Origin of the sequence: Celeribacter halophilus (assembly GCF_900114135.1) — a bacterium.
Taxonomy (GTDB): domain Bacteria; phylum Pseudomonadota; class Alphaproteobacteria; order Rhodobacterales; family Rhodobacteraceae; genus Celeribacter; species Celeribacter halophilus.
The window spans coordinates 264,171-289,003 of sequence record NZ_FORY01000002.1; the positions used below are offsets into that span (position 1 = coordinate 264,171).

General features: G+C 58.9%; 24 protein-coding genes. 10 read left to right on the forward strand and 14 right to left on the reverse strand.

Going from position 1 to position 24,833, the window contains the following annotated elements:
- The first annotated feature begins 155 nt into the window (after positions 1-155).
- The 3 genes from BM152_RS02905 (at position 156) to eutC (ending at position 3,098) form a co-directional block, all read left to right on the forward strand.
- Positions 156-824 carry a TetR/AcrR family transcriptional regulator gene (locus tag BM152_RS02905; RefSeq protein WP_066606291.1) on the forward strand — a complete coding sequence of 223 codons (669 nt, stop codon included), beginning with the start codon at positions 156-158 and terminating at the stop codon, positions 822-824.
- A gap of 133 nt (positions 825-957) precedes the next feature.
- The gene (locus BM152_RS02910) at positions 958-2,340 is read left to right on the forward strand and encodes an ethanolamine ammonia-lyase subunit EutB (protein ID WP_066606293.1); all 1,383 of its coding nucleotides are present in this window, start codon (positions 958-960) and stop codon (positions 2,338-2,340) included.
- A complete protein-coding gene (gene eutC / locus BM152_RS02915) occupies positions 2,337-3,098 on the forward strand; it encodes an ethanolamine ammonia-lyase subunit EutC (RefSeq protein WP_066606296.1) in 762 nt (253 codons plus the stop codon). Before BM152_RS02910 ends, eutC begins: the two co-directional genes overlap by 4 nt.
- Positions 3,099-3,130: 32 nt before the next feature.
- Here the strand turns inward: eutC and BM152_RS02920 are convergent, their stop codons facing one another.
- Positions 3,131-4,504, reverse strand: a complete 1,374-nt coding sequence (locus BM152_RS02920; RefSeq protein WP_066606299.1) for an aminotransferase family protein — start codon at positions 4,502-4,504, stop codon at positions 3,131-3,133.
- A gap of 169 nt (positions 4,505-4,673) precedes the next feature.
- Here BM152_RS02920 and BM152_RS02925 point away from each other — a divergent pair, with 169 nt between their 5' ends.
- A complete protein-coding gene (locus BM152_RS02925) occupies positions 4,674-6,164 on the forward strand; it encodes an aldehyde dehydrogenase family protein (protein ID WP_066606302.1) in 1,491 nt (496 codons plus the stop codon).
- Positions 6,165-6,329: 165 nt separating this feature from the next.
- Here the strand turns inward: BM152_RS02925 and BM152_RS02930 are convergent, their stop codons facing one another.
- Positions 6,330-7,904, reverse strand: a complete 1,575-nt coding sequence (locus BM152_RS02930) for an aminotransferase-like domain-containing protein (protein ID WP_231730558.1) — start codon at positions 7,902-7,904, stop codon at positions 6,330-6,332.
- Positions 7,905-8,093: 189 nt separating this feature from the next.
- On the opposite strand from BM152_RS02930, the gene BM152_RS02935 reads away from it, so the two are divergent.
- From BM152_RS02935 to BM152_RS02950, 4 genes are all read left to right on the forward strand, one after another.
- Positions 8,094-9,236 carry an extracellular solute-binding protein gene (locus tag BM152_RS02935; RefSeq protein ID WP_066606308.1) on the forward strand — a complete coding sequence of 381 codons (1,143 nt, stop codon included), beginning with the start codon at positions 8,094-8,096 and terminating at the stop codon, positions 9,234-9,236.
- A gap of 82 nt (positions 9,237-9,318) precedes the next feature.
- Positions 9,319-10,410, forward strand: a complete 1,092-nt coding sequence (locus BM152_RS02940) for an ABC transporter ATP-binding protein (protein WP_066606310.1) — start codon at positions 9,319-9,321, stop codon at positions 10,408-10,410.
- Positions 10,407-11,330: an ABC transporter permease gene (locus BM152_RS02945; RefSeq protein ID WP_082715422.1), complete on the forward strand. Its 924-nt coding sequence runs from the start codon at positions 10,407-10,409 to the stop codon at positions 11,328-11,330. The genes BM152_RS02940 and BM152_RS02945 overlap by 4 nt, the downstream gene beginning before the upstream one ends.
- Entirely contained in the window at positions 11,327-12,517 is a 1,191-nt protein-coding gene (locus tag BM152_RS02950; protein WP_066606312.1) for an ABC transporter permease, read from the forward strand. Before BM152_RS02945 ends, BM152_RS02950 begins: the two co-directional genes overlap by 4 nt.
- Before the next feature lie 267 nt (positions 12,518-12,784).
- On the opposite strand, the gene BM152_RS02955 is transcribed toward BM152_RS02950, so the two are convergent.
- From BM152_RS02955 to BM152_RS03000, 10 genes are all read right to left on the reverse strand, one after another.
- Entirely contained in the window at positions 12,785-13,207 is a 423-nt protein-coding gene (locus BM152_RS02955; protein ID WP_074913935.1) for a GFA family protein, read from the reverse strand.
- A 317-nt stretch (positions 13,208-13,524) separates the two neighbouring features.
- The gene (locus BM152_RS02960) at positions 13,525-14,313 is read right to left on the reverse strand and encodes a creatininase family protein (protein WP_066606315.1); all 789 of its coding nucleotides are present in this window, start codon (positions 14,311-14,313) and stop codon (positions 13,525-13,527) included.
- Positions 14,310-15,236: an isopenicillin N synthase family dioxygenase gene (locus tag BM152_RS02965; protein ID WP_066606322.1), complete on the reverse strand. Its 927-nt coding sequence runs from the start codon at positions 15,234-15,236 to the stop codon at positions 14,310-14,312. The genes BM152_RS02960 and BM152_RS02965 overlap by 4 nt, the downstream gene beginning before the upstream one ends.
- Position 15,237: 1 nt before the next feature.
- Positions 15,238-15,858, reverse strand: coding sequence for an NAD(P)H-dependent oxidoreductase (locus tag BM152_RS02970; RefSeq protein ID WP_066606325.1), 621 nt, complete (start codon positions 15,856-15,858; stop codon positions 15,238-15,240).
- Between the two features lie 37 nt (positions 15,859-15,895).
- Complete coding sequence (locus BM152_RS02975; protein ID WP_066606333.1) at positions 15,896-16,495, reverse strand: NAD(P)H-dependent oxidoreductase; 600 nt, start codon at positions 16,493-16,495, stop codon at positions 15,896-15,898.
- The gene (locus BM152_RS02980; protein ID WP_066606335.1) at positions 16,492-17,910 is read right to left on the reverse strand and encodes an FAD-binding oxidoreductase; all 1,419 of its coding nucleotides are present in this window, start codon (positions 17,908-17,910) and stop codon (positions 16,492-16,494) included. Before BM152_RS02980 ends, BM152_RS02975 begins: the two co-directional genes overlap by 4 nt.
- Complete coding sequence (locus tag BM152_RS02985; protein ID WP_066606336.1) at positions 17,907-19,205, reverse strand: cytosine deaminase; 1,299 nt, start codon at positions 19,203-19,205, stop codon at positions 17,907-17,909. The genes BM152_RS02980 and BM152_RS02985 overlap by 4 nt, the downstream gene beginning before the upstream one ends.
- Positions 19,206-19,213: 8 nt before the next feature.
- A complete protein-coding gene (locus tag BM152_RS02990; protein WP_066606337.1) occupies positions 19,214-20,068 on the reverse strand; it encodes an ABC transporter permease in 855 nt (284 codons plus the stop codon).
- Positions 20,065-20,844 (reverse strand): ABC transporter ATP-binding protein, encoded by a 780-nt coding sequence (locus tag BM152_RS02995; RefSeq protein ID WP_082715425.1) that lies wholly within the window; start codon positions 20,842-20,844, stop codon positions 20,065-20,067. Before BM152_RS02995 ends, BM152_RS02990 begins: the two co-directional genes overlap by 4 nt.
- 96 nt (positions 20,845-20,940) lie before the next feature.
- Positions 20,941-21,936 (reverse strand): ABC transporter substrate-binding protein, encoded by a 996-nt coding sequence (locus BM152_RS03000; RefSeq protein ID WP_066606344.1) that lies wholly within the window; start codon positions 21,934-21,936, stop codon positions 20,941-20,943.
- Positions 21,937-22,199: 263 nt separating this feature from the next.
- Between BM152_RS03000 and BM152_RS03005 the strand changes: the two genes are divergently transcribed.
- Positions 22,200-22,595: a RidA family protein gene (locus BM152_RS03005; RefSeq protein ID WP_066606521.1), complete on the forward strand. Its 396-nt coding sequence runs from the start codon at positions 22,200-22,202 to the stop codon at positions 22,593-22,595.
- Positions 22,596-22,716: 121 nt separating this feature from the next.
- On the opposite strand, the gene BM152_RS03010 is transcribed toward BM152_RS03005, so the two are convergent.
- Entirely contained in the window at positions 22,717-23,346 is a 630-nt protein-coding gene (locus BM152_RS03010) for a ParA family protein (RefSeq protein WP_066606347.1), read from the reverse strand.
- Positions 23,347-23,349: 3 nt separating this feature from the next.
- A complete protein-coding gene (locus BM152_RS19180) occupies positions 23,350-23,514 on the reverse strand; it encodes a hypothetical protein (protein ID WP_170125644.1) in 165 nt (54 codons plus the stop codon).
- 334 nt (positions 23,515-23,848) lie between these two features.
- Here BM152_RS19180 and BM152_RS03015 point away from each other — a divergent pair, with 334 nt between their 5' ends.
- Positions 23,849-24,802, forward strand: coding sequence for a 2-hydroxyacid dehydrogenase (locus BM152_RS03015; RefSeq protein WP_066606353.1), 954 nt, complete (start codon positions 23,849-23,851; stop codon positions 24,800-24,802).
- Positions 24,803-24,833: the final 31 nt, after the last annotated feature.

A 24,833-nucleotide genomic window follows, 5' to 3' on the forward strand; every position in this document is an offset into this window, starting at 1 on the left:
CAGGTTTCGCGACTTCTCATTTATGTTAAGCGTCTTTTACCGCGGCATATACGAAGTTTGCTTGAAATTCGATTAAAGAAACTGGATAGTTTTGTAAAGCGCGTGTATCCGGTGCGTGATGTGCGACATCGCTCAGTGGTTGTGGAGAGGTGCAGATGGCTAAAATTCAGGCAGAGCAGCCGGAAGACTGCGGTCCGGCGCGGCGGCGTGGACGTCCGGTGCAGATGGATCACGACGCCCGCGAGGCGGCGATTCTCGATGCAGCCCATGAGCTGATGATGGAGCAGGGGTTCGACCGTGTCACTATGGCGGGAATCGCGCGGCGTGCGGGCATGTCGAAACGCACGCTTTACGAATATTTCGACGGGCAGGAGGCTCTGCTGGGGCAGGTGATCGCCCGTTTGAGCGCCAGTTTTTTCAGACCTCTGCCCGCAGAAGATGCGGACAAGCCTCTTGCGGAGCGGCTGCGGTTTCTGCTCACCTTCAACAAGCCGCATGGCACCGACCAGCAAAAGCGGGAGTTCCTAAGAACCATCATTGCAAGGGCACAAACCTATCCGACCTTGGCGCGTGAGCTTGTTCAGAACGGGCATGAACGGATCATCGGTTATGTGCTTGTGGAACTCCGGCGCGAGATTGCGGAGGGTCGCTTGTGTCTGACCGAGGATCGGGCCGCTCTTGCCGCGAAGATTTTGGTGTCGATGGTCTTTGAAGATCCGGTGCCTTGTCTGCTGGACGCGGGGCATCCGGAAGTCACGCCGGAACAACTGGCCGAGCGCCGCGACTTGGCGATCTCCCTGTTTCTGAACGGCTGTTCTGTGTGAAATTCGGGCGTGGGTGCCTGAAAACTGTGCAGATACGGCGTTCGTCGCGCGGAAAACCTGATGAATCCGGTGCCGCCCCCGTGCAACAGCCTGCCCAATGACTAGGGTTGCAGGGGAGTAACGGAGGCAAGACATGGGCGCTTATCATTGCCAACTTGGAGGCGAGAGGTTCCGCTTTGCGGGGCTGGCCGAGGTCATGGCCAAGGCCACGCCTGCACGCTCAGGTGATGCTCTGGCGGGGCTGATCGCAAAAAGCGATGTGGAACGTGTCGCGGCGCAGATGGTGCTGGCCGATTTGCCGCTCAAAGCCTTTCTCGAAGAGCTTCTGATCCCTTACGAGACAGACGAGGTCACGCGGCTTATCGTGGACAGCCATGATGCCACGGCCTTTGCGCCCGTGTCCCATATGACCGTCGGGCAATTCCGCGACTGGCTCTTGTCGGATGCCGCAGATGCCGCCACGCTCACAGCACTCGCCCCCGGTCTCATGCCGGAGATGGTCGCCGCAGTCAGCAAGCTCATGCGCAACCGCGACCTGATCGCCGTGGCGCGCAAGATCACCGTGATCACCGCCTTTCGCTCGACGCTTGGTCTAGCAGGGCGGATCGGCTCGCGTCTGCAACCCAACCATCCGGCGGATGATCTCAAGGGCATTGTCGCCTCGACGCTGGACGGTCTGTCCTATGCGGTGGGCGATGCTGTGATCGGGATCAATCCGGCGACCGACAACATCCCCACGGCGATGACGCTTCTGTCCATGCTCGATGATCTGCGGGCGCGTTACGACATTCCGACGCAAAGCTGTGTGCTGACCCATGTCACCAATTCCATCGAGATCATCGAACGCGGTGCGCCTCTGGATCTGGTGTTTCAATCCGTGGCGGGCACGCAGGCGGCCAATGACGGGTTCGGCGTGACGCTCTCCATGCTCAAGGAAGCCCATGAGGCCGCACTTTCACTCAAGCGGGGCACGGCGGGCTCCAATGTGATGTATTTCGAGACGGGGCAGGGATCGGCCCTGTCCTCTGATGCCCATCATGGCATCGACCAACAGACCCTTGAGGCCCGCGCCTATGCGGTCTGTCGCGCTTTTGATCCGCTGATCGTCAACACAGTGGTCGGGTTTATCGGGCCGGAATATCTCTATGACGGCAAGGAGATCATCCGTGCGGGGCTGGAAGATGTGTTCTGTGGCAAGCTCCTCGGCCTGCCGATGGGCTGTGACGTGTGCTACACCAACCATGCCGAGGCCGATCAGAATGACATGGATGTGCTGATGACACTTCTAGCCAATGCGCGTGCGCAATTCCTCATCGGGGTGCCCGGTGCCGATGACATCATGCTGAACTATCAAAGCCTGTCCTTCCACGACATCGCCTATCTGCGCAATTCTCTGGGCCTCAAAGCCGCGCCGGAGTTCGAGGCGTGGCTCACGGGCATGGGGCTTGTGAGTGAGAGCGGACAGCTTCTGGACAATGGGCAGGCCAGTGCGCGCCTGTTGGAGGCCGCCCCATGAGTGATGTGGTGAAAGACAAATGGGCGGCCTTGCGTCAGGCAACACCGGCGCGGATCGCGCTCGGACGGTCAGGGGCAGGGCTGCCGACACGGGCCAATCTGGAGTTCCAGTTCGCCCATGCCCGTGCCCGTGATGCGGTTCATTCGGGGCTTGATCTGGATGCGCTCGAAGCGGATCTTGCGCCGCTGGAGGTGATCCGCGTGACCTCTGCCGCACCGGATCGTGCCAGCTACCTGCGCCGCCCCGATCTGGGCCGGAAACTGGCCGAGGGCGAGGCGGAGAAACTCAATGTCAGACCGGTCTGCGACGTGGCGTTTGTGATCGCGGACGGGTTGTCTTCCGCTGCGGTGCAGGCCCATGCCGCCGCCGTGACCCATGCCGCCCGCGCCCGTCTTGAGGGGCTGAGCCTTGGTCCCGTGGTGATCGCCTCGCAGGCGCGGGTCGCCATCGGGGACGAAATCGGTGCAGCCTTGGGCGCACGTCTGGTGGTGCTTCTGGTCGGTGAACGGCCTGGCCTGACCGTGGCCGACAGTCTGGGTGCCTATCTGACCTATGATCCGAAACCCGGCACCAAAGACAGCCAGCGCAACTGCCTCTCGAACATCCACGGCCAAGGCGGAATGAGCTATGAGCAGGCCGCCGGAAAGATTGCATGGCTCACCCGCGCTGCTCTTGAGCGCAAGCTGACCGGCACAGGGCTCAGGGAAGAAAGCGGTGCGCTAGGTGTAGAAAATGCCCCGCTGATCGACGGGGCATAATCCGAATTATATCAAACCGTTGATCGCCTAACTTAAAGCGATTTTTCAACCGTTGTGAGGCTGTTGTCCACCGCATCCAGAATGCGGTCGATGTCGTCCTCTTTCGAGATCAATGCGGGCGAGAAACACAGCGTGTTGTTGAAGCCCGGCAGGGAGCGCATGGTCGCGCCGATGATGACGCCCTGCTTGTCGCACTCGCCCAGAACCGCCTGCACGAGTTTCTCGGAGAGCGGCTCCTTGGTCTCGCGATCTGCCACAAGTTCCGCGCCGCAGAACAGGCCGACCCCGCGCGTGTCGCCAATCAGAGGATGCTTGTCCATCAGAGCGGCAAGACCGTCCTGAAGGCGCTTGCCCATAGCCTTGGTATTGTCCAGAAGGCCTTCTTCCTCAATGATCGCCACGTTCTCGATAGCCGCAGCCGGTCCGGCAGTGCAGCCGCCAAAGGTGGAAATGTCGCGGAAGTAGTTGAGCGGATCGTCCGCATTGTCCTTGAACATTCCAAAGACCTCGTCCGTGGTCAGCATCACCGCAATCGCAGCATAGCCGGAGGCCACGCCCTTGGCCGTGGTCACGAAGTCCGGTTTGATGCCGTAGTTCTGATAGCCGAACCACTCGCCCGTGCGCCCCATGCCGCAGACCACCTCGTCGATATGCAGCAGGATGTCGTATTTCGTGCAGATCTCCTGCACCTTCTCCCAATAGCCTTTCGGCGGCACGATCACGCCACCGCCCGCAGTCACGGGCTCAAGGCACAGCGCGCCGACCGTGTCCGGACCTTCGCGCAGGATCACCTCTTCGATGGATTCTGCGGCACGCTCGCCGTAATTCTCCACATCCCATTGTTTGCGATACTCAAGACAATGCGGCACTTCGACGAAATCGGGGACGAAGGGGCCGTAATGCTGGGCGCGTTGCTTCTGGCCGCAGGCCGAGAGCGTGGCAATGGTTGTGCCGTGGTAATCGCGCTCGCGATAGAGGATTTTCGACTTCTTTCCGCCATAGCGCTGCGCCGAAATCTGGCGCACCATTTTGAAAACCTTTTCATTGGCTTCCGAGCCGGAGTTGCAGTAATACATACGGCTCAATCCGGGGGTTTTCGAAGTAAGAATTTCCGAGAATTGCGCCGCCGGAATGGAGCCGGCAGAGCCCGCGAAATAGTTCATCTTGATCAGCTGGTCGCGCACTGCATTGGCAATGCGTTCGCGTCCGTAGCCGACATTGACGGTCCAGACCCCGCCGGAGACAGCATCAAGAAATTCCTTGCCGTTCTGATCCCAGACCGACATGCCCTTACCCTCGACAATGATGCGCGGGTCGCGGCTCTCCAGCAGCTGGTGCTGGAACATGTGGTGCCAGACATGGGCGCGGTCGGCTTCGATGATGGCGGAGAGATCATTATCGTGCATAGGGGGATTCCTTCTTTGATCTTCCCGATCAAATCATGGGTTTCGGGGCAGGTGTTAGAGCCAGTGAAAGACAAATATCAGTCCAGTTCAAGGCGAGAAGATATCTGGACTCTTTCTTTGATTTCTCTGGCACCTTTGCGATGCGATATTTTCCGGCGAGGAAAAGGGCATGACAGATTCATTCACCCCTCCCGCCGATCCGCAGGCCGCGATTGCGACCTATCGCAACCTTAACCTCGTAGGCGGTCGCCATGTGCCCGTCTCCGCCAGCCTTGATGTTCTCAACCCTGCCACAGGCGCGGTTCTGGGGCAGGCTGCCGCCTCAACTGCGTCGGAGACCGATGCGGCGGTGCAAGCCGCCAAGGCCGCCGGTCCCGCATGGGCCGCGATCCCTGCGCGTGAACGTGGCAAGGCCGTCGCCGCCGGTGGTCGTGCCCTGTTGGCGCATTTCGAAATCGTCGCGCAGGTTCTGGCGCGCGAAACAGGCAAGGCCATCCGCACCGAGTGCCGTGGCGAAGTGAAAACCTCCGCCGATATTCTGGAATTCTACGGCGGGCTGGGCTCCGAGCTGAAGGGCGAAACCATCCCGTTCAACCCGCGCATGTTGACCATGACCACGCGCGAGCCGCTTGGTGTCGTGGCGGCGATCCTGCCGTGGAACGTGCCGCTGGTGCTGATGATGCTCAAGATCGCCCCTGCGCTTGTTGCGGGCAACACTGTGGTGGTGAAAGCCTCTGAAGAAGCGCCCTTTGCGACCTATCTGGCGGCTGAAATCCTGATGCAGCACCTGCCGGACGGTGTGCTCAATGTCATCAACGGCACAGGGGCCGATTGTGGCGCGGCACTTACCTCCCACGCGGATGTGGCCAAGATCACCTTCACCGGCTCCGAAGCCGTGGGCGAGACGGTCTATAAATCTGGGGCCGAGCGCATTGTGCCTGTGTCTTTGGAACTGGGAGGCAAAAGCCCGATGATTGTGTGCGACGATGCCAGCCTTGAGAAATCCGTGGCCGGTGCCATTTCGGGGATGCGGTTTACCCGTCAGGGGCAAAGCTGCACCGCGTCGTCGCGGATCTATGTGCATGAAAGCCTTTATGACGCGTTCCTCGCGGCGCTGCGGGCGGAGCTGGATACGCTCAAGATCGGTGATCCGCTGGATGAGGCGACCGATATCGGCACGATCATCAACGCCAAACAGGCCGCTGTTGTCGCGGGCTATGTGGCACAGGCCGAGGCCACGCCGGGGGCAACCGTGATCCGCTGTGGTGCGGTCCCTGAGGGCACAGAACTTTCGCCTGATCTCTTCGCCTTGCCGACGCTGTTGCTTGACCTGCCGGAAGATCACCCCTGTGTGCAGAACGAGATTTTCGGCCCTGTGGCGGTCATCCAGAAGTGGAGCGACTACGAGGATGTGATCAAACGGGCCAATGACAGCCGTTACGGGCTGGCCGCGACCGTGTGGACCGAAAACCTGTCCCGCGCGCTTGACGCCACATCGCGTCTGAATGCGGGCTATGTGCAGGTGAACCAGAACCTCACCATCCAGCCCAACGTCTCCTACGGCGGGTTCGGGCGTTCGGGGCTCGGCAAGGAAGCCTCTTTGGAGGCGATGCTGGCGCATTTCACCCGCTCGAAAACCATCGTCATCGCGATGGACTAAGATATTCCCGCCCCTCTGTATTTCGGGGGGCGGGACGCTCTGCCGGTTTTGGCGGGAGTTTGGAACGCGGGAACCGGTCGGTGCGGTTTGTTGCCATATGGCAGGTTGCCCGACACGTGTCAGACAGAAGTCCGACACAAGGCCGACGCGGTGAAACCGTCGGGATCAGAGACCACGCACCGTGGTGATTGCCGCTTTCAACTCCGCAATCCCCGGTGCGATTTTCGCCAGATCAATCGCCCCGAACCCCAGCCGCAGCCGGTTGCGCGGGGCGTCTGCACGCAGGTAGTGCGGCGTGCCATCCTCGACCAGAACGCCGCGGGTCTCTGCCTCCGCCTTGATCGCAGCGGCCTCAATACCCTCGGGCAGGCTGACCCAGACACCGGAGCCACCGGTGGTCATGGTGGCTTCGCAATCGGGCAGGTTTCGGTCGATTTCACGCAACATTTCCCGCCACTTATCCGCCATGCTGCGGCGGTGGCGGCGGATGTGGGCGTCGTAATGGCCTTCGGAGAGAAACAGCGCCATCGCCCGTTGCGCCAGCGCCGAGGGGTGGCGATACATCAGACGCCGCAGGTGGCGCAATTCATGGATCACCGCACGATCAGCGGCCACAAAGCCGAGCCGGATGCCCGGAAACAGTGGCTTGGTGAGCGAGCCCACATGGATCACCCGTCCCGTTCCGTCGAGCGCCTTGAGCGTCGGATGCTGTGCGCCGACAAAGTTCAGCTCATGCTCATAGTCGTCTTCGAGGATCAGAAAGTCATAATCTGAAGCCGCCTGTAACATCGCCAGCCGCCGCTCCATCGGCATGGTGATATTGGTCGGGCTTTGATGTCCCGGCGTCAGATAGACCATATCGGCATGTGCCAGATTTGGATCGGGTTTCATGCCCTTGCGGTCCACAGGCACAGGAATGATCCGCGCGCCTTGGGCGGCGAAAATATTGCGGGCATCGACATAGCCGGGGTCTTCAATATGGATTTCACGATCCGGTGACAGAAACAGGTTGGCGATCATCCAGATCGCATTTTGCGCCCCTACGGTGATCAATAGCTCGTCGGCGTCGGCGCGAAACCCGCGCTGGGGCAGCACACGGCGCGAGATTTGTTCGAGCAACAGCGGATCGTCGCTGTCCACCAGATCGTCCGCCCATGTGCCTACATGGCGCGAGGTGCCCGCACGGCGCAGGCAGTCACGCCAGCGCGCCACAGAGGTCTCGTCGCGCCCGACCTGACCGTAGATGAACGGATAGGGAAAGCACCGCCAGTCGCTGCGTTTGTCGATATTGGGCAAGGCGGTGAAGCGGTGCGGCAGGAACCGGTTGAAGTCCGGCACGGTGCCCGTCCCGATCTTGCGGCGCGGCGGGGCGACATTGAGCTTTTCGCGCACGAAATTCTCGTCGATGAAATAGCCGCGCCTCGGTTTGGCGGTGATGAACCCGTCCTGATGCAGGCGCTCATAGACAATCGAGATCGTGTTGCGTGACACGTTGAGCGCCGTGGCAAAGGCGCGCGAGGAGGGGAGCGGGTCGACCGGCGAGACCGCACCGTCGAGAATGGCCTGAATGAGGCGTTCCTGAATCTGGTGCTGGAGCGAGGCGCTTTGGTCGAAAGGCTGCTCGAAATAGCGGTCCAGCATGTGTCTGTGTCCTGTCGTCTGGGCGTTGGAACGGTCTATCGCAATGGTATGAACCAAATCTTTCGAAGCCGCACGGATACGGGCAAAGTCTTGGCTCAAGCGCCACTCTATTGTGCAGCGAAGAAGACCACAGAGCGAAACCCCCTTTGGCACCATAGATTACACGGTCTGGCTCTAAATTCAGCAAAATTTGTCCCTCTAGGCTTTTTCGTGAGCGGTTTCGGGCATGAAGGCACCCCTTGATGGACCGGCCGCCGCATAAAAACACAAAGGTTCACGGGGAGTGACATGACAAAACTCAAATTCACCACAGCAGGCGTCGGACGTCGCGGGTTTCTCAAAGGGTCGGCCACTGTGCTGGGCGGTCTGGCGGCTCCGGCGCTGGTCAGCCGTGGGGCTCTGGCCTCTTCGGGCGAGATCAACGTGATGATGTGGTCCGACTATCTGCCGGAAAGTTTCGTGACGGCATTCGAAGGGTCCACAGGGATCAAACTCAATTTCACCGGCATCGGGTCGAACGACGAGATCATCAACAAGCTCAAGGCCACGGGCGGCGAAGGGTTCGATCTCGTGTCTCCGACCGTCAACCGCAATCTGCTCTGGGCCGAGCTTGGTCTGTTGCAGCCGTTCGACATGTCGAAAATCGCCATTGAAAAGGTCAATCCGGCGATGGCGCTGGGGGAGAAACACTGGAACTTTGAAGGCAAGGGCACCTTCTGGGTGCCGCATATCTGGGGCACCGAAGGGGTCGCATGGCGCACCGATATGTTCATACCGGCGGGCGAGTTCCCGTCCTATTACGACATCTGGGACGATGCCAATGCGGGCAAGACCATGGGCCGCGGGCACTCCATGCTTCTGGGGCTCGGGCTTGGCATGGAACGTCTTGGCATGTTGGAGCCGGGCTCCATCTGGGCGGCGTATGAAAGCCCCGAAAAAATGACCGAAGTCTGGACGAAGGTCGTCGATCACGCGATTGAAAAGAAAGGCAATATCAAGCTGATCTGGAATGATGCAGATGCGCAGAAAAACGGTCTTTTGAACGAAGGTGTCATCGTCGGCCAGACATGGGACGGCCCGCCGATCGCGCTCAAGAACGAAGGCGAGCCGGTGATGTATCGCGCGCCGGTCGAGGGAGCTATGGCGTGGGTAGACGGGATGTCGATGCCCACAGGCGCCAAGAACATCGACCAGATCTATGCCTTTATCGAGGCTTGCTACAATCCCGAATGGGCGGGCGAGGCGATCAAGACCCACGGCTACAACTCGCCGGTCTTGGGCGCGGATGCCTATGGCGGCGAGATCTATGCCAAGAACTTTGCCGATGCCTATCCGGGGGATGCGCTGGCGAACCTGAACGCATGGCCTGCGGAAGCCCCGTGGTATTCGGAAATGCGCTCCGAATTCACCAACAAGTTCCTCTCCGCATAAAGCACGTTTCGGAGACCTCGCGCCTCTTCAGGGTGCGGGGTCTTTTCCGATCCGGCTTTCCATACTTATAAAAGCGAACACAATGCCCGACAGATCCGTTCTCCTCGATCACGTCTCTATTCGTTTCGGCAATTTTACCGCTGTCGACAATGCCAATCTCAAGATCAACTCCGGCGAGTTTTTCTCTTTCCTTGGCCCGTCAGGCTGCGGCAAGACCACGATGCTGCGCTGTATCTCCGGCTTTTCCGAGCCGACCGAGGGGCGTGTGTTGATCGGCGGCAAGGATATGGCGGGTGTGGGACCGAACAAACGCCCGACCGCGCTGATCTTTCAGCATCTGGCGCTGTTCCCGCTGATGACGGTGGCCGAAAACATCGCCTTTCCGCTGGAGGTGCGTGGCGCGTCAAAGAAAGAGCGTCGCAAGAAGGCCGACGAATTACTCGACATGATCGCGCTGCCGGGGATCGGGGACAAAAAGGTTTCCGAATTGTCTGGCGGCCAGAAACAACGTGTAGCCATTGCACGCGCGCTGGCGGTGGAGCCGGATATTCTGCTGCTGGATGAACCTCTGTCCGCGCTCGACCTCAAACTGCGCCAGCACATGCGCACGGAGTTGCGTGCGATCCAGAAACAGGTGGGCGTGACCTTTATCTATATCACCCACGATCAGGGCGAGGCTCTGACCATGTCCGACCGCGTGGCGGTGATGAGCCGTGGTGTGATCGAACAGGTGGGAGAACCAGATCTCATCTATAATCGCCCGCGCTCGGCTTTCGTGGCCTCGTTTGTCGGCGAAAACAATGGTTTGCAAGGTGTCATCAAGGGGCAGTCGGGCGAGGTGGCCGCGCTTGAGACCCCGATGGGAACCTTTGAGGCCCGTGTGGGCGGCGGACGCAAATACAAGCCGGGGGAGGAGGCGATCCTCTTTGTGCGTCCTGAGCAGTTGACGCCCGGTGCCAGCACAAACCGGTTCGAGGCCACGCTCACGCGGCAGGAATTCGAAGGCGCGACCAACCATGTCTTCGCCCGAAGCGCGGACACCGAGCTGCGCATTTCCATGGTCAACGCCGGGTTGGCGGGAAGTCCTTTGGGGCAGGGGGAAAACCTGTCTCTGGGCTTTGCGCCGATGAACGCCACCATCCTTCCGGTCGGACATATGGCGAGCGAAGCATGAAACAGTTGAAACTTGCCTATAGCACATTGATGGCGAAACACGGTATGGGGGCCACGCTGTTCGTGGCCATTGCCGTGACGCTCTGGGTTGTGGTGTTCATCACATTGCCGCAGCTTTCGATGCTGGATTATTCCTTCCGCTTCAACCTTCCCGCCGACCAGATCGGCACGGAGGCGGACCATTATACGCTGGAGCAATATCGCGGCTTTTTCTTCAACGCGGACGGCTCGTTGAACAGTCTCGATCTGATGATCCTCGTGCGCACGCTTGTGGCTGCGGTCGTCGTGACCTTGATTGATGTCATCATCTGTTATCCCATCGCCTATATCCTTGCCCACGGGGCCAAGGAGGTGGCGGCGCGGCTTATGGTGATCGGTTTGATCATTCCCTACTGGATCAACGAAATCCTGCGTGCCTTTGCGTTTCGCGTGCTGTTCGGCGCGACGGGTGTGATCAATACGGTGGGGATGCAGATCGGGCTGTGGGATGCGCCGGTGGATTTTATCCGCGCTGATGTGGCGCTCTATTTCGGCCTGTCCTACGCCTATATCCTGTTGATGATCTTCCCCATGTATAACGCCATTGAAGCACTGGATCACACACAGGTCGAGGCCGCCCGCGATATGGGGGCGCCTTTGTGGCGGGTGCATTGGCGGGTGGTGCTGCCGGTGGCCAAACCGGGCATCGTGTCGGGGGCAACCATGGTCTTTATGCTCACCGCAGGCGCGCTGGCCGCACCGCAAATTCTGGGCGGACCTTCGAGCCTGTGGTTCACGCAGCTGATCTACCAGTGGTTCAATGAATCCTCGAACTGGCCCAGAGGTTCGGCCTATGCAGTGATGCTGTTGTTGACCTGTATCTCCTTTGTCCTGTTGACCATGCGTGTCTTCAAGGTCTCGGTCGGGGAGATTGGCAAATGACCCGCAACACGCTCTTTGGCGGGGCCTATGCCATCGCCTTTTTCACCTTCCTCTTCGGCCCTCTGGTGATCATGGTGATCACGGCCTTCAACTCCTCGCGGTTTCCGCGTGTGGTGCCGTGGGAATGTTTTACGACAGGCTGGTTCGGCGAGTTGCTGGGCAATGCGCGTTTGATGGACGGGCTGTTGAACTCGGTCATCATCGGGCTGGGCGTTGTGGCTTTGGCCGTGCCAATCGGGCTGGCGGGGGCTTTGGCGCTCTCGGAGCTTCCGGCCAGGCTGCGCGCCATGCTCTACACGGTGCTGATCCTGCCGATCCTGATCCCCGGCGTGGTTTTGGGGATTTCGACCATTGTGCTCTGGGGGCAAATCTCGCGGGGGTTGGGGGTAGGGGCGCTTTACAACGGGTTCTTCCTGACCATCGTCGGCCAGATCACCTTTGTCTCAGCCTATGCGATGCTCGTCTTTATCGCGCGGTTGCAGCGCTTTGATGCGACACAGACCGAAGCGGCGCTGGATCTGGGGGCCACGCCGGGGCAGGCATTTCGCAAGATCCTTTTGCCTTTCATGGCGCCGGCCATCGGCTCCGCCGCCTTTATCACGCTTCTGGCCTCTTTCGAGAATTACAACACCACGGTATTCACGGTGCTTTCCGAGAGCACTTTTACCACGGCGCTGGCCTCCAAAGTGCGGCACGGCACGGACCCGTCCCTGTCCGCGCTGGCGGTCATCATCATTACCATCACGCTTGTGGGTGCTTTGACCAACGAAGCCTACCAGCGCCGCAAGGCCGCGCAAGCGGGTGGACCTTCGGCGCGCTCTCCACTTTATGCGAACCCGATTACGCAGGCGCTGACCCACCCGGGGGTGGTCTTTGCTATTCTTGTCACGGTGATTGCAGGGCTGAGCTACGCCGGTTCGCGTCACGACAGTTCGGTGTGTGAAGCGGCGGTGTTGCAAGACAAGATGGCCCGTCAAGAGGCCCTGCGTGCGGCTCAACAGGAGAAGATCGAAGCCCAACAAGCGCAAGAGAACACCCTGCCGAAATCCAATTCGGCGTTTGGCGGCGCGTTCGGGGGCTTGGGCGGCTCCACCCCCGCGCCGGAGCCAGTGGCCCCGAAACCGGCAAGCCCGTCGGCCTTTGGCGGAGCATTCGGCGGGATCGCCCCGCCGCAGAGTGACGACTAAAGGCGCGGTTCCTCAAGGTGTGATCATAGAAAAAGGGGGCCGTGTTTGGCCCCCTTTGCGTGTCGTGCTGTAGGGGAGTGATACCTAGGATTGGAGTGTCTTGTCAGCTTTGGACGACGTGGTCAAAAACCTTCAATAATCATTTGGGTTTTGAACGGGGTTTCAGGCAGCGATAAAAGGGCGCGCTTTTTCTTGTATCCAAAGGAGTTTTTTTTGAACGCAAATGAATGGCAATTATCTGAAAAAATTGCCATTTAATGAAACGCTTTAGGTAGGGCTAAAACGTAAAATACCTGCGACCAGTGGTCCTGACGAGGCATCAGACGGATGATTTACGCCGTCGTACACAACAACCTCCGCAAAGTCGAAGGGGCTTACGCCTGCAAGGCAAGCAACATTGATACCAATCTGAGTTGGATTGGATCTGCGTTGATGGTGGGTGTAAATTCCACAAACTGGGCAGAAGTAGTGTTTGGCTGTTTTTGTGTTGAATTCGTATAGGGTTAAAGTCTCCTCGCCCTTCAAAAAGTTGATACCGTCCAATTGCGCCGAAACGGCAACGGCTCCTCGCATGCGGCAATAGGAACATGTACAGCGGCGAATAGTATTAAATTCGTCGGTGAGACGGACTTCAAACTGCACGCTGCCGCAATGACATGATGCTAGATGTTTCTTTGAATCTGGTGCCATTTTGAATACTCCTTTTTCTAGAGCTTTAGCTTCCACTTTCGATTAGGTCATTATTGAGAAATCGGCAAATTGGCTTATTCCTGCACTTTTCTATATCTACACACTACTTCCAAAAACGACCGTTTGTTGAATGGATTACCAAAGCAGCCTTTGACTTAGCTGAAGCGAATGCACCCTTCGTTCCCTCTGAACGACCGTCAAACCGGACATCGACATGCCTTTGCAGACATAAGCGGTTTCGGTGACGACTGACCAATTAAGAGTAAGGGGCTGGCCGCCATTGGCCAGCCCCTTTGATCTATGTCTTTTATGCCCGTTCAGTCGGGGATCGTGCGTTCGTAGCCTTCGACGGGAAGGTCGCGGAATTTTTTGAGCATTTCGATGAAGCCCGCGACCTGATGGGCACAGGTGGCGGCGCCTTTTTCGGCGGTGGCCAGATGCGCTTCGCCGACGGTGCCCTTGGGGTTGAGGTCTTTGGACACCCACGCCAGATTGACCGGCCCGATGGGCGAGATCGGCGCGGTTTCTGCGGTGGAGCGGAAATCCTCGGCCTTGGACATATCCACCAGATGCGGTTTGAAATGCAGCATGAGCGAGGTTTCGAAATCGCCGCCGTGGATACCGAAGCGGTTTTCCTGTTCGGAATACATGCCTTCGGGCTTGCCGAAATTGCCCCATTGGCATTTGACGACCATCATGCCCGCCTGCACCCGCAATTCGCGGCCCAGAATGGAGATCAAGTCTAAATTTCCGCCGTGGGAATTGACGATCACCATTTTCTTGAGACCCGCACGCGCGACCGAGAGCCCGATCTCGGTCCATGCGTCGAGCGCCGTTTTGGCCGTATAGGTCAGCGTGCCCTTGGCGTGGATATGTTCGTTGGACTTGCCCACGGATTGCACCGGCAGGATCAGGATGTTCACATCATCGGGGCAGGTGGCGCGCAGCTGCGCGAGCATGCCCTCGTTGATATATTGGTCCACCCCGACCGGCAGATGCGGCCCGTGTTGTTCCACGGCGGCCGTGGGCAGGATCACGATGGTTTTCTCGGGGTCGAAACCGGCAAATTCCGTGGTGCGGAATTCTGCCCAATCAAAACGTCTCATTGAATTTCCTTCGGTGTATAGGTCGCATCCAGTCGCGACCGCAGATAGTCGGCCCCCGTGATGGCGGGGTATTTGGCCTCTCCTGTGCCCGGCAGTGCGGTGATGACGCTGTCGGGGTTCGGGTCGAGGAAAAAGGCGATCGAGCGGCGCGCGGTTTTCGGTGGCAGGACCCGATGCGAGGTTGAAACGTAAATGTCATTGGACCAGCGCATCAGGCAGTCCCCGATATTGACCACATAGGCACCTTTTACATGGGGCACATTGATCCAGTCGCCGCCTCTGGGTTTGACTTGTAACCCGCCGACGCCGTCGGTCATCAGCAGGGTGACAGAGCCGTAATCCGTATGCGCGCCCGCGCCGATGCCCTCACCATCCGGGGCCGCCGGATAGGACAGCACGCGCAGGGTTGCCATAGGTTCGGAAAAATGCGGCGCGAAATAGCCCTCCGGCAGGTCCAGATCCATCTCGAAAGCGCGGTGTAGCCCGATGCCGAGCGCCAGAGCCGCGTCATAATAGCGGAGCATGGTGTCGCGAAACCCGTCGATCTCGGGCCAGATATTGACGCCGCGAAAGGGTTCGCCCTTCAGAACGCGCGGATCATCGGCGGGCAGGTCGAAACCGACGTTGAACGCCTCCTTGCGGTCCATCTGGCCGGAGGTTTCATCCAGAGCTTCGGAGCCCTGACAGGCCCAGCCGCGATTGTGCGGGTTGCCCCGAATATCGAGCGCGGCTTTTTCCGCCTGCGGGCGGGCAAAGAACGCGTCACCCTTGGCAAAGACATCATGGATCAAGGTCTCTGGAATACCGTGGCCTTTGACGAGGAAAAAACCGGTGTCGCGACAGGCCGCGCCGAGGTCTTTGACGAAACCTGCCACATCGGAACCGGAGGCAAAGCGTTGCCAGTCAAGCACGGGAATATCCATCTCAACCTTCCTTGGGTGAGGGAGCGGCAATGAGCTTGTCGAGCCGCTTTTGCACCCGCTCCAGATGTCTGGCGCGGCTTTGCGCTGTGGAACTGTCCATGAGGAAATGCGCGGCAAAGGCGGTTTTGCAGCGTTTGGCGAGGATCACCCGCAGCCCGCGCAGCAAGGTCCGCTTGCCCGGTGCGCCGACAAAAAAGGTGAGCCAGCGGGATGCCCCGCAGGTGGTGAAAACGCCAAGCTTTGTGATGTGGGTCAGACCCGGTTTGATGTCGCCGCCGACCTCTTCGGGCATGATGAAGGACACGCCGGGAACCATCGTGCGGTCCAGCCAGCCTTTGAGCATCGCGGGCAAGCCATACCACCATGTCGGATAGACGAAAATCAGGCTGTCGCACCATTCGATGTCCTGACAGTCCCGCTCCACAAGAGCGCGGTTGTCGGGCACGGTTTCGTAAATCTCGTGGTCATGGGCCGAGAGCACTGGATCGAAACCTTCGGCGTAGAGGTCGCGCAGGCGGTAGTCGACACCGGCTTTTTCAAGCCGCGCAATTACAAGCTCCTTGATGGCGTGGTTGAACGAGGTCTCGCGCGGGTGGCAATAGAGGATGAGCGCGCGTTTCATGACAGAGCGCCCTCCATGCAGAACAGGGGAACAGGCATCACATGGCCTCCATTTCGCGGCGCACGCGTTCCAGATGGGCTTTGAGCTTCGGCTCCGTGTTCCGGTTCATGTCATAGCAGGCGATGTATTTCTTCTTCGGCATTCCGCAGGCATACCAGACCGCCCGCGTAACACATTTGCGTGGCGGATCGGCATTTTGGATCGCGCGCCAGCGGGTGCCGCCATAGGTGGCGCAGGCGTAGAGCTTTTTGATGTTGGTCAGGCCGGGGCGCACCTTGCCGTCGATGAGTTTGAACGACACGCCCGGCAGGAAGACGCGGTCCAGAAACCCCTTGAGGATTGCCGGATAGCCGAAATTCCACACCGGAAACACCATCACAATGGCATCGGCGGCCTGAATGCGCTCCACATAGGGGCGCACGGGTTCGATATTCTCCGGCTCGTCGTGATAGCCTCTGCGCTCGATCTCGGTGAGCACCGGAAAGAACCCTTCGCGGTTGAGATCGCAATCATCAACCTCCCAACCGGATTTGGCGAGAGTCTCCACGACCACCTCATGCACAGCCGCGTTGAAGCTTTCGGGGCAGGGATGGGCGTAGAGCACAAGCACGCGGCCCTTAGGCGAGGCAGAACTCATTGCGCACCTTCGCTTTCCGGCGCCGGTTTCGGCAGGATTTTGACGTAGCTATACATATCTGCATAGTCGAAATCCGGCTCGTCCCAAGAGATCATTTTGCCGGGGTTGAGCAGGCCCTTCGGATCGGCTTCTCGTTTGAAGTCAAGTTGGCGCTTGTCGGTCGATTGCCGTCCGCCTTCTTCCAGCGTGTATCGGTGCGGGTTGAAGATCATGCAGTCCATCACCTCGTGTTTGGCGACCAGATCGTCCAGTTCGGATTTGTCCTTCGGGAAGACAATCGGCAGACCGGCAAAGGAAATCCCCGCGCCTTCGCGCATGACTTCGAGATGCATGTAGAGATCGTCCTTGAAGGTCTCGTAGGCGGTCATGATCTTTTCGATGTCATCGCCGTAACGGACCTGAAGATAGGTCAGGTCTTTTTGGAACTTCAGCGCCCGCAACGTGGTGTGGTTCCAGCCGTATTCATAGACCGGACCGGGGTGGCGGTCCCATTCGAGATTGTCCGAACGGTAGATCACTTCGCCGCCTTCGTAGCGGTTGAGCAGCGTCTGGAAGGCGGCCATGGATTGCGGTGCCACCATGACGCCGCAGAGGTGGTCCTGATCCGTCACATATTTCTTCACGCGCTGGAAATATTTATGCGCGATCGGGGCGGCGTAGACCGAGGCCAGCTTGATCAGGATGCCCGGCTCTGCGGTCAGTTGTCCGGCAAATTCCGTCGCCTTTCGGAAGGTGTCGAAACGCACGAACATCTCGACCCATTCATAGGCGGGGGCCAGCGGCATTTCGATCTCGGTGATGATGCCGTTGGTGCCATAGGCATGGGAGACGCGGTGCAATTCCTCGCCGGTGAATTCGAGCGCGCGAGGTTCGGCTTCCATCGTGATCACGCGCAGCCGGTCGATATTGCCCAGATCACGCAGCGCACCCCAATTGGCCGATCCGATCCCGCCGGAGCCGCCCGCGATGAAACCGCCCAGTGAGGCTTGCGAATAGGTCGAGGGGAACATGCGCAATTCCTGCCCGCTCTTCTCTTTGAGTTCGGCATCCATCTCTTTGATGATGATGCCGGGTTCGGCGACGACATAGCCCGCGCCGATTTCCTTGATCTTGTTCATGCCGGTGAGATGCATGACGCAGCCGCCCGCAAGCGGGATGGCCTGACCGTAGTTGCCTGTGCCGCCCCCGCGACATGTCACCGGCACGTCATGCTTGTAGCAGGTCTTGAGAACCTCGATGACCTCGGCCTCGGATTTGGGATTGACCACGAAATCGGCTTCCAGATGGTCCATCTCGGCTTTCAGAACCGGCGAATACCAAAAGAAGTCCCGCGATTTGTTGCGCACGGTGGCGGGGTTTTCGTCGATCTCTAGATGGGAGAGTTCGGCCTTGGCGGCGGCGACATTGGGTTTCATGATTTCATGCTCACGATTTCATCAAGTTCACTATAGGAGGGCAGGGTGCGGTCGATGGGATCTCCGTCCCGAAGCACCACCCTGTCGGATTGCGGACGGGCGAACAGCTCGCTCCAGCCGCGTGCGTTGCAGATGACCAGATCGGCAGGCGCGCCATCGGTCAGTGTCGGTGTGTCAAAGCCGCAGGCCCGCGCCGGATTGGCGAGAAAGGCCTGCACCCAAGGCACATCCGTGTGGTCGAGGTGACAAATCCGCGTGGCTTCGCGCATCACTTCGATCATGTCGAGATCGCCATAGGCGTAGAACGGGTCGCGGGCATTGTCGGAGGCGAAAGAGACATTCACGCCCGCCGCCTGCAATTCATGCGCCATTGTGACCCCGCGCCAGCGCGGTGTGCGGCCCTTGTAGCGGTCTTGCAGATACATATTGCACATGGGCAAGGAGACGACATTGAGACCGGCCTTGGCGACCAGTGTGATGATCTCGTCTGCGGTCTCTTCGGGCATGACCGAGATCGAACAGCAATGGCCCACGGTGACGGTGTTCTTGAAGCCAAGTTCCAGCACGGTCTCGGCAATGGTGCGCAAGGTGTCTGAGGTCGGATCATCGGTTTCGTCCACATGGAAATCGACATCGAGATCATAGGTCATGGCGAAGTGGAAGAAATCCAGAAGCCGCTCTTTCAGGTCCGGCACCGGATAAGTCACGGCACCAAGCACCTGTCCGGCCTCGGCCACAATTTTGGCAATCGCGGCAAAGTCGCCTTCCTCACGGAAAATCCGGTCGATGGCGACTAGACAGGAGGCCTGAATCTCAATCTTTCCGGCCCATTTCTCCTGCATCTCCTTGATGACGCCAAAGGAGGACCCCGCGAGATCATCGAGACTGTCGATATGGGTGCGGATCGCCTTGGTGCCGTGGGCATAGGCGCAGCGCAGGGCAAAATCCATCCGCGCTTTCACATCCTCGGCTGACCAGTTGGCATGATCGGCGCGCACGGTTTCCAGCGCCCCCATAAAGGAGCCGTCCGGGTTTGCCGCACGGGGCCAGATGTGGCCCTTGTCGAGATGCGTGTGCATATCGACGAAGGCCGGAAACACCATAGCGCCTTTCATGTCGATCTTTGGCGTGGAGATTGCAGTTTCGGCTGAAGCACCAGCGTCCGTTTGTACAATCGTGCCGTTTTTGATCGTGAGATCGGTGGTGATGAGGTCGCCGGGCTGACCGATAAGGCAGGCCGGGACCGTGACATTTTGAAGTGTCTTCGCGCCGCTGGGCAGAACGCAAAAGCTCATATAAGTCCTTATGACTCCCGTTTGATCGCACTTTCGTGCCATTTGTGCAGCAAGAGATGGCTCAGAAGAGACGCTGCGGTGAAGATCACGACGCCTGTGGCCGCAATCAGGAGAAGGGCGGCGAACATGCGTGGAATGTTGAGACGGTATCCGGCCTCCAAGATGCGGAATGCAAGCCCTGATCCGATGCCACCGGTGCCGGCGACATATTCGGCCACCACGGCCCCGATCAGCGACAGGCCTCCGGCAATACGAAGACCGCCCAGAAAATAGGGCAGCGCCGTGGGCAGTTGCAGGTAGCGCAGCCGTTGCCAGCGCGTCGCACCGTAGATTTTATAGAGATCGCGCAGGTTGTGATCGGTGGAGTTGAGCCCTAGCGTGGTGTTCGAGAGGATCGGGAAGAAGGCCACGATCCACGCACAGAGCAATAGCCCCGCCAGCCGGTTGTCCACATAGATAAAGATCAAAGGCGCGATGGAGACCACCGGCGTCACCTGCAAAATCACAGCGAACGGGTAGAATGACATCTCGAAATAGCGCGACTGGGTGAACAGGATTGCAAGCCCCACACCGCCAATGACGGCCACCGCAAGCGCGGCCAGCGTGATCTTGAGCGTCACAACCAGCGCGGAGGACAGCATCGCCCAGTCCTTGATGAGTGTTTCGATCACAAGCCCCGGACCGGGCAGGATGTAATGCGGGATTTCATTCCAGACCACGACGCGGTCCCACATGAAAATCGCAAACGAGATCACCACGACGGGCAGAACCCATTTGGCGATCTTCTCGCGTTTCTGGGCGCGGGCGTAGCGCAGCTCTTCTTCATCAACGAGCGGAGCTGTGTTCATATCAGTGCTGCTCATGCCGAGGCCCTTTCCCCATGTTCATTCATCGCGCCATGAAGCGCGTCGGAGGCTTTGCGGCACAGATCGGCATAGTTTGCCGAGGTGCGGAATTCTTCGGTGCGCGGGTAGGGCGCATCGACGGTCACTTCCGAGGACACGCGCCCCGGACGGGCCGCCATGACCACGATCCGGTCCGACAGAAAGACGCTTTCAAAGACCGAGTGGGTCACAAAGATCACCGTGCATTTCAGCTTGTCACGCAGTTCCAGAAGGTCGTTGTTGAGCTTGTGGCGCGTGATCTCGTCCAGCGCGGCAAAAGGTTCGTCCATCAGGATCAACCGCGGCTCCGTCACCAGAGCGCGTGCAATCGAGACCCGCATCTTCATGCCGCCGGACAGTTCGCGCGGATAGCTTTTCTGGAATTTCTCCAGCCCGACCATCTTGAGCGCCCAGATGATTTCGTCGCGCACATCGGCAAGGGATTTGCCACGCAGACGGAACGGCAGCCAGACATTCTGTTCCACCGTGGCCCAGGGCATCAGGGTCGGTTCCTGAAACACGACACCCAGATCGCCCGTGTCCTGCCCGCCTTCCCAGTTGATATGTCCTGATGTCGGGCGCATGAGGCCGGAGATCAACCGCAATGCCGTGGATTTGCCACAGCCCGACGGGCCCAGAAGCGAAATGAAATCGCCTTGGTTTACGGTCAGGTTCATATCCTTGAGGGCCACGACATTGCCGTTGAAGACCTTGTCGACAGAGGACATCTCCAACAGTTTTTCACGTTGGCCCATAGGCGGGATGGAGGTGGGGAGGGTCATGTGCGTCTTTCGAATTCGGGGGATGCGGGGGCAAGGTCTCGCCCCCGCGACAGTTTCATGAGACCGGATTTATTTCAGGTCCATGCCGACTTTCTCGTTGGTGAATTCGAGCGTATAGGCTGCGGAGTAATCCAGCCCGTCCTCGATCACACCGGCGTCGACCATCTTTTTGTAGAAATCCGCGATCTTCTCATCGCTCATCGCCCCGATGCCCAGTTCAAGCGCATCACCACTGTCGACGATCCCTTCGGATTTCATCTTTTCAACGGCGAAGTCGAGCTTGTCCGGTGTCATGTCGGGGTTGTCCGTCATGATCATCTCGTTGGCCGCAGAGTTGTCGTTGTAGAGATAGTTATACCAGCCGATTGCAGAGCCATCGACGAAACATTTCACCACTTCAGGGCTTTCGTCGATTGTCTTTTGCATGGTCTCGATCGTGGTCGCATAGGTCGAATATCCCGCATCCGCGATCAGGAACACATCCGGCGTGAACCCGCCTTCGGTCTCGATCACATACGGCTCGGAGGATAGAAAGCCCTGCATCGCGAAATCTTCATTTGCGAGGAAAGGTGCAGGGTTGAATGTGTAGGGCTGGCGTTGCTCGGCGGTGAAACCGTAATCCGCGATCATCCACTGGTAATAGGAGGCAAAGCCGTTGTCCCCGATCAGAAGCGTAAGGTCCTTGAGGTCTTCAAAGCTCTCGGCCTTGCCCGGGTGGGCAATGATCACCTGCGGGTGTTTCTGGAATGTGGCGGCCACGGCCACAACGGGGATGCCTTCTTTGGCGGCGTTGAATGCCTGCAAAAGATCGCCACCCATGTGGAACTGGATCTTGTCGGCCAGCAACAGCGCGCGGTTGTTCACCTGCGGGCCACCGGGCTGGATCGTGACGTCAAGGCCACATGCGGCATAGGTGCCATCGGCCACGGCCTGATAGTAGCCGCCGTGCTCGGCCTGAGCGAGCCAGTTGGTGCCGAAAGTGACCGGCGTAAGGTCCGCAGCCAGCGCTGCGGTCGATGTGGTCGCGGCAAGGGCAAGCCCCGCGAGGACGCGATTCAAAGTCATGTAAATTCTCCGTGGGTGAAATTCCGCAGATCACGTTAGCCAACGCCGTGTGCGGATAGCAGTCGGGGCGGGGCGGGTTCCTGTGCATAAACGTGAATTGCCTGATTTGTAGGCGAAATTCTGGCTGTGCGGTTAAACTGTGGGCAAGTGGTGGTTATTTAGGATGCAAAATTGTACACAATTGCAGCACTCAACTCAGCGAAATGGCATCACGAGGCAGCCGTTCCGGCGAATCCCGGATCATCACAACCTCGGAGCATCTTATGCACACGCCTTTGTCCCCCACAGCTATCGCCGCGCCTTTCGGAGCTTACAATCATGGTATCGCCTCTGCGCCTGCGGGGCGGGTGATTGTGACCTCGGGTCAGTTGGGGCTGGCGCCGGATGGCAGCACGCCTGAAGGTGTCAAAGCACAGGCCGAACAGTGCTTTGCCAATATAGACGCGATTTTGAAAGAGGCCGGTGTGGGGCGTGAGGCGGTGGTGCGGGTGAGCGGCTTTGTGACCGCGCGCGAAGATTTCCCGACCTATATGGCGGTGCGCGATGCGTGGCTGGCCGGGGTGGAGGTCAAACCCGCCTCGACGCTCCTGATTGTCACGGGGTTCACCCGCGAAGAGTTCAAGGTCGAGGTGGAAGTCACCGCTGTCGCCCCCGCATGATCAGGGGCACTATGGTTGCACGGTTTTTCAGCATATCCCCGAGGTGAAGTTTTCGCCCTTTGGGTTTACCTCCGCCTGATCCGGTGCTTGTCGGCTGATCGGGGCAGCGCACAGGATTGGCTCAGAGTTTGACACCAAGCCGTTTGAGCACAGGTTTCCACTGCTCTTTCATCGGCGCATATTTGGCCTGCGTCTTATCAAAGATTGATAGCCCTTCACGCGCCAGATCGACATAGGCTGCACGTTCGGAAATCATCGTGACGATCTCCTGCCCGTTGGCCTCCAGAAACTCCTTGAGCAACCGTCCGTCCTTGCGGCGGGGGTCAATGCGCGAGCCGATGGGGAGAATCTCCACCTTGTCTTTGCGGATGCGTTTGAGATCGCGCAGGGTCTTCAAAAAGCCTTTGACCGCGAGTTCGTCGAACATTGAGGGCATCACCGGCGTGACCATGAAATCGGCCTCTTTGAGAAAGGGCTTGGCCTCGTCGGCCTCAAGCCCCGCACCGCTGTCGATCACCAGCCATTCGGTCTTTTTCGGCACAGAAGGCCGCACCTCACCAGACCAGTTGAGCACCGGAATATGTGCGGCATAGGCCGAGCGGCGCTTGCCCCACATCCGTGCGGATTGCTGCGGATCAGCGTCCGCCAGTGCGACCTTGCGACCGGCTGCTTTCAGAGCGGCGGCCAGAGTGATCGCTGTCATCGTCTTGCCGGAGCCACCTTTGCTATTGGCGACGAGAAGCGTTTTCACGGGTCACGATCCTTTCTTGGCGTTTTTCTTGAGGAATTTGCGAATATGGTCTCGCAATTCGCGCGAAGCAGACGTGTCCATGTCTTCGCAAAGCGCGACAAAGGCATCTCTGTCCGCTTTTGGCAGGCGAATGATCAGCGTGCTGTCTTTTTTATTTTTCGGCGCCATCGTTCTGTCCTGTTTTGCCTATACTTTGTATATACATTGTGTAGTGAGGGTCAAGTGATGCAGAGGCGCTTTTCGTGCGGGGCTGCCCGAGGGGCGAGGCGTTGGAAAATCAAACATAGCGAGGCTGTGCGTGGAGTCCGTGTTTTGAATGATAACAGGTTGATGCCTGTTTTCCCAAGGCTTTCAAATGACATAGATCATAGTTTTGCAAACTTGCCGCATCGTGGACGCTATTGCGCAAAGTTTACTGCTGCTTTCAACGCGGAGGCTTTTCACAGCGCAGGCTTTGCCCTACCAAGTGGGAAACCGGTTATTTTCAGCACAAAGGACAACCATGTCTCATCCAAAGCTCCTCATCTCCGCCCCGTTTTTCACGCCGGACGAACTGGCACGGGTTGAAGCCGTTGCTCCGAGCGTGCTGGCAGGAACGCCCGAAGAGCGCGCGGCGCTGCCGGAAGACCTGCGCGCAGGCATCACGGCGATAGCTAACAAGGGTCACAAACCTATCGACGGGGCGCAGATGGACCTTTTCCCGAACCTCGAAGTGATTGCTCAATTCGGTGTGGGCTATGATGCCATCGACGTGGCTGCGGCGACCGAGCGCGGCATTCGCGTGACAAATACGCCGGATGTGCTCAACGAGGATGTGGCCGATCTGGCGTTGGCGATGATGCTGGGCTGGTGTCGCGAGATCATCAAAGGCGATGCTTGGGTGCGCGACGGGACATGGGATACGGGCGAGTCCATGCCGCTCAATCGCAAGATGTCCGGTGCGCCGGTCGGGATCGCAGGCATGGGCCGGATCGGTCGCGCCATAGCGGACCGCTGTGCCGGTTTTGGCATGGAAGTGCATTACACATCGCGGTCCGAAAAGGAGACACCGGAGGGCTGGGTCTATCACGGCGAAGATGTGGTCGCGATGGCTGATGCGGTCGAGTGGCTGGTTGTGGCCGTTGTCGGTGGCGAACACACCAAAGGCTATGTCTCGAAAGAAGCCATCAAAGCGCTTGGCCCGCGTGGCGTTGTGATCAACATTGCGCGTGGCACCTGTATCGACGAAGAGGCTCTGATTGAGGCGCTTGAGACAGGGGTGATCGCGGGGGCAGGGCTTGATGTCTTCTACAACGAGCCGCATGTGGACCCGCGCCTGATCGCCTTACCCAATGTCTTGCTGCAACCGCATCAGGCCTCTGCAACTGTCGAGACCCGCCGTGATATGTCGCTGCTGCAATGTGCGAACCTGACGGCCTATTTTGCCGGTGAAGCTCTGCTGACACCTGTGAACTGAGCGCTTTGCAGGAAAGGCGGGCATGGCAAAA

Bases quoted from the DNA above. Each gene is read 5' to 3' on its own strand.
- BM152_RS02920 (WP_066606299.1), bottom strand. From the start codon at position 4,504: ATGCACGATAATGATCTCTCCGCCATCATCGAAGCCGACCGCGCCCAT.
- BM152_RS02970 (WP_066606325.1), bottom strand. From the start codon at position 15,858: ATGAAACGCGCGCTCATCCTCTATTGCCACCCGCGCGAGACCTCGTTC.
- BM152_RS02985 (WP_066606336.1), bottom strand. From the start codon at position 19,205: ATGAGCTTTTGCGTTCTGCCCAGCGGCGCGAAGACACTTCAAAATGTC.
- BM152_RS02990 (WP_066606337.1), bottom strand. From the start codon at position 20,068: ATGAGCAGCACTGATATGAACACAGCTCCGCTCGTTGATGAAGAAGAG.
- BM152_RS03015 (WP_066606353.1), top strand. From the start codon at position 23,849: ATGTCTCATCCAAAGCTCCTCATCTCCGCCCCGTTTTTCACGCCGGAC.
- BM152_RS02955 (WP_074913935.1), bottom strand. From the start codon at position 13,207: ATGGCACCAGATTCAAAGAAACATCTAGCATCATGTCATTGCGGCAGC.
- eutC (WP_066606296.1), top strand. From the start codon at position 2,337: ATGAGTGATGTGGTGAAAGACAAATGGGCGGCCTTGCGTCAGGCAACA.
- BM152_RS02910 (WP_066606293.1), top strand. From the start codon at position 958: ATGGGCGCTTATCATTGCCAACTTGGAGGCGAGAGGTTCCGCTTTGCG.
- BM152_RS02940 (WP_066606310.1), top strand. From the start codon at position 9,319: ATGCCCGACAGATCCGTTCTCCTCGATCACGTCTCTATTCGTTTCGGC.
- BM152_RS02995 (WP_082715425.1), bottom strand. From the start codon at position 20,844: ATGGGCCAACGTGAAAAACTGTTGGAGATGTCCTCTGTCGACAAGGTC.
- BM152_RS02950 (WP_066606312.1), top strand. From the start codon at position 11,327: ATGACCCGCAACACGCTCTTTGGCGGGGCCTATGCCATCGCCTTTTTC.
- BM152_RS02965 (WP_066606322.1), bottom strand. From the start codon at position 15,236: ATGGATATTCCCGTGCTTGACTGGCAACGCTTTGCCTCCGGTTCCGAT.
- BM152_RS02905 (WP_066606291.1), top strand. From the start codon at position 156: ATGGCTAAAATTCAGGCAGAGCAGCCGGAAGACTGCGGTCCGGCGCGG.
- BM152_RS02935 (WP_066606308.1), top strand. From the start codon at position 8,094: ATGACAAAACTCAAATTCACCACAGCAGGCGTCGGACGTCGCGGGTTT.
- BM152_RS02945 (WP_082715422.1), top strand. From the start codon at position 10,407: ATGAAACAGTTGAAACTTGCCTATAGCACATTGATGGCGAAACACGGT.
- BM152_RS02975 (WP_066606333.1), bottom strand. From the start codon at position 16,495: ATGAGTTCTGCCTCGCCTAAGGGCCGCGTGCTTGTGCTCTACGCCCAT.
- BM152_RS19180 (WP_170125644.1), bottom strand. From the start codon at position 23,514: ATGGCGCCGAAAAATAAAAAAGACAGCACGCTGATCATTCGCCTGCCA.
- BM152_RS02960 (WP_066606315.1), bottom strand. From the start codon at position 14,313: ATGAGACGTTTTGATTGGGCAGAATTCCGCACCACGGAATTTGCCGGT.
- BM152_RS03005 (WP_066606521.1), top strand. From the start codon at position 22,200: ATGCACACGCCTTTGTCCCCCACAGCTATCGCCGCGCCTTTCGGAGCT.
- BM152_RS02980 (WP_066606335.1), bottom strand. From the start codon at position 17,910: ATGAAACCCAATGTCGCCGCCGCCAAGGCCGAACTCTCCCATCTAGAG.
- BM152_RS02925 (WP_066606302.1), top strand. From the start codon at position 4,674: ATGACAGATTCATTCACCCCTCCCGCCGATCCGCAGGCCGCGATTGCG.
- BM152_RS03000 (WP_066606344.1), bottom strand. From the start codon at position 21,936: ATGACTTTGAATCGCGTCCTCGCGGGGCTTGCCCTTGCCGCGACCACA.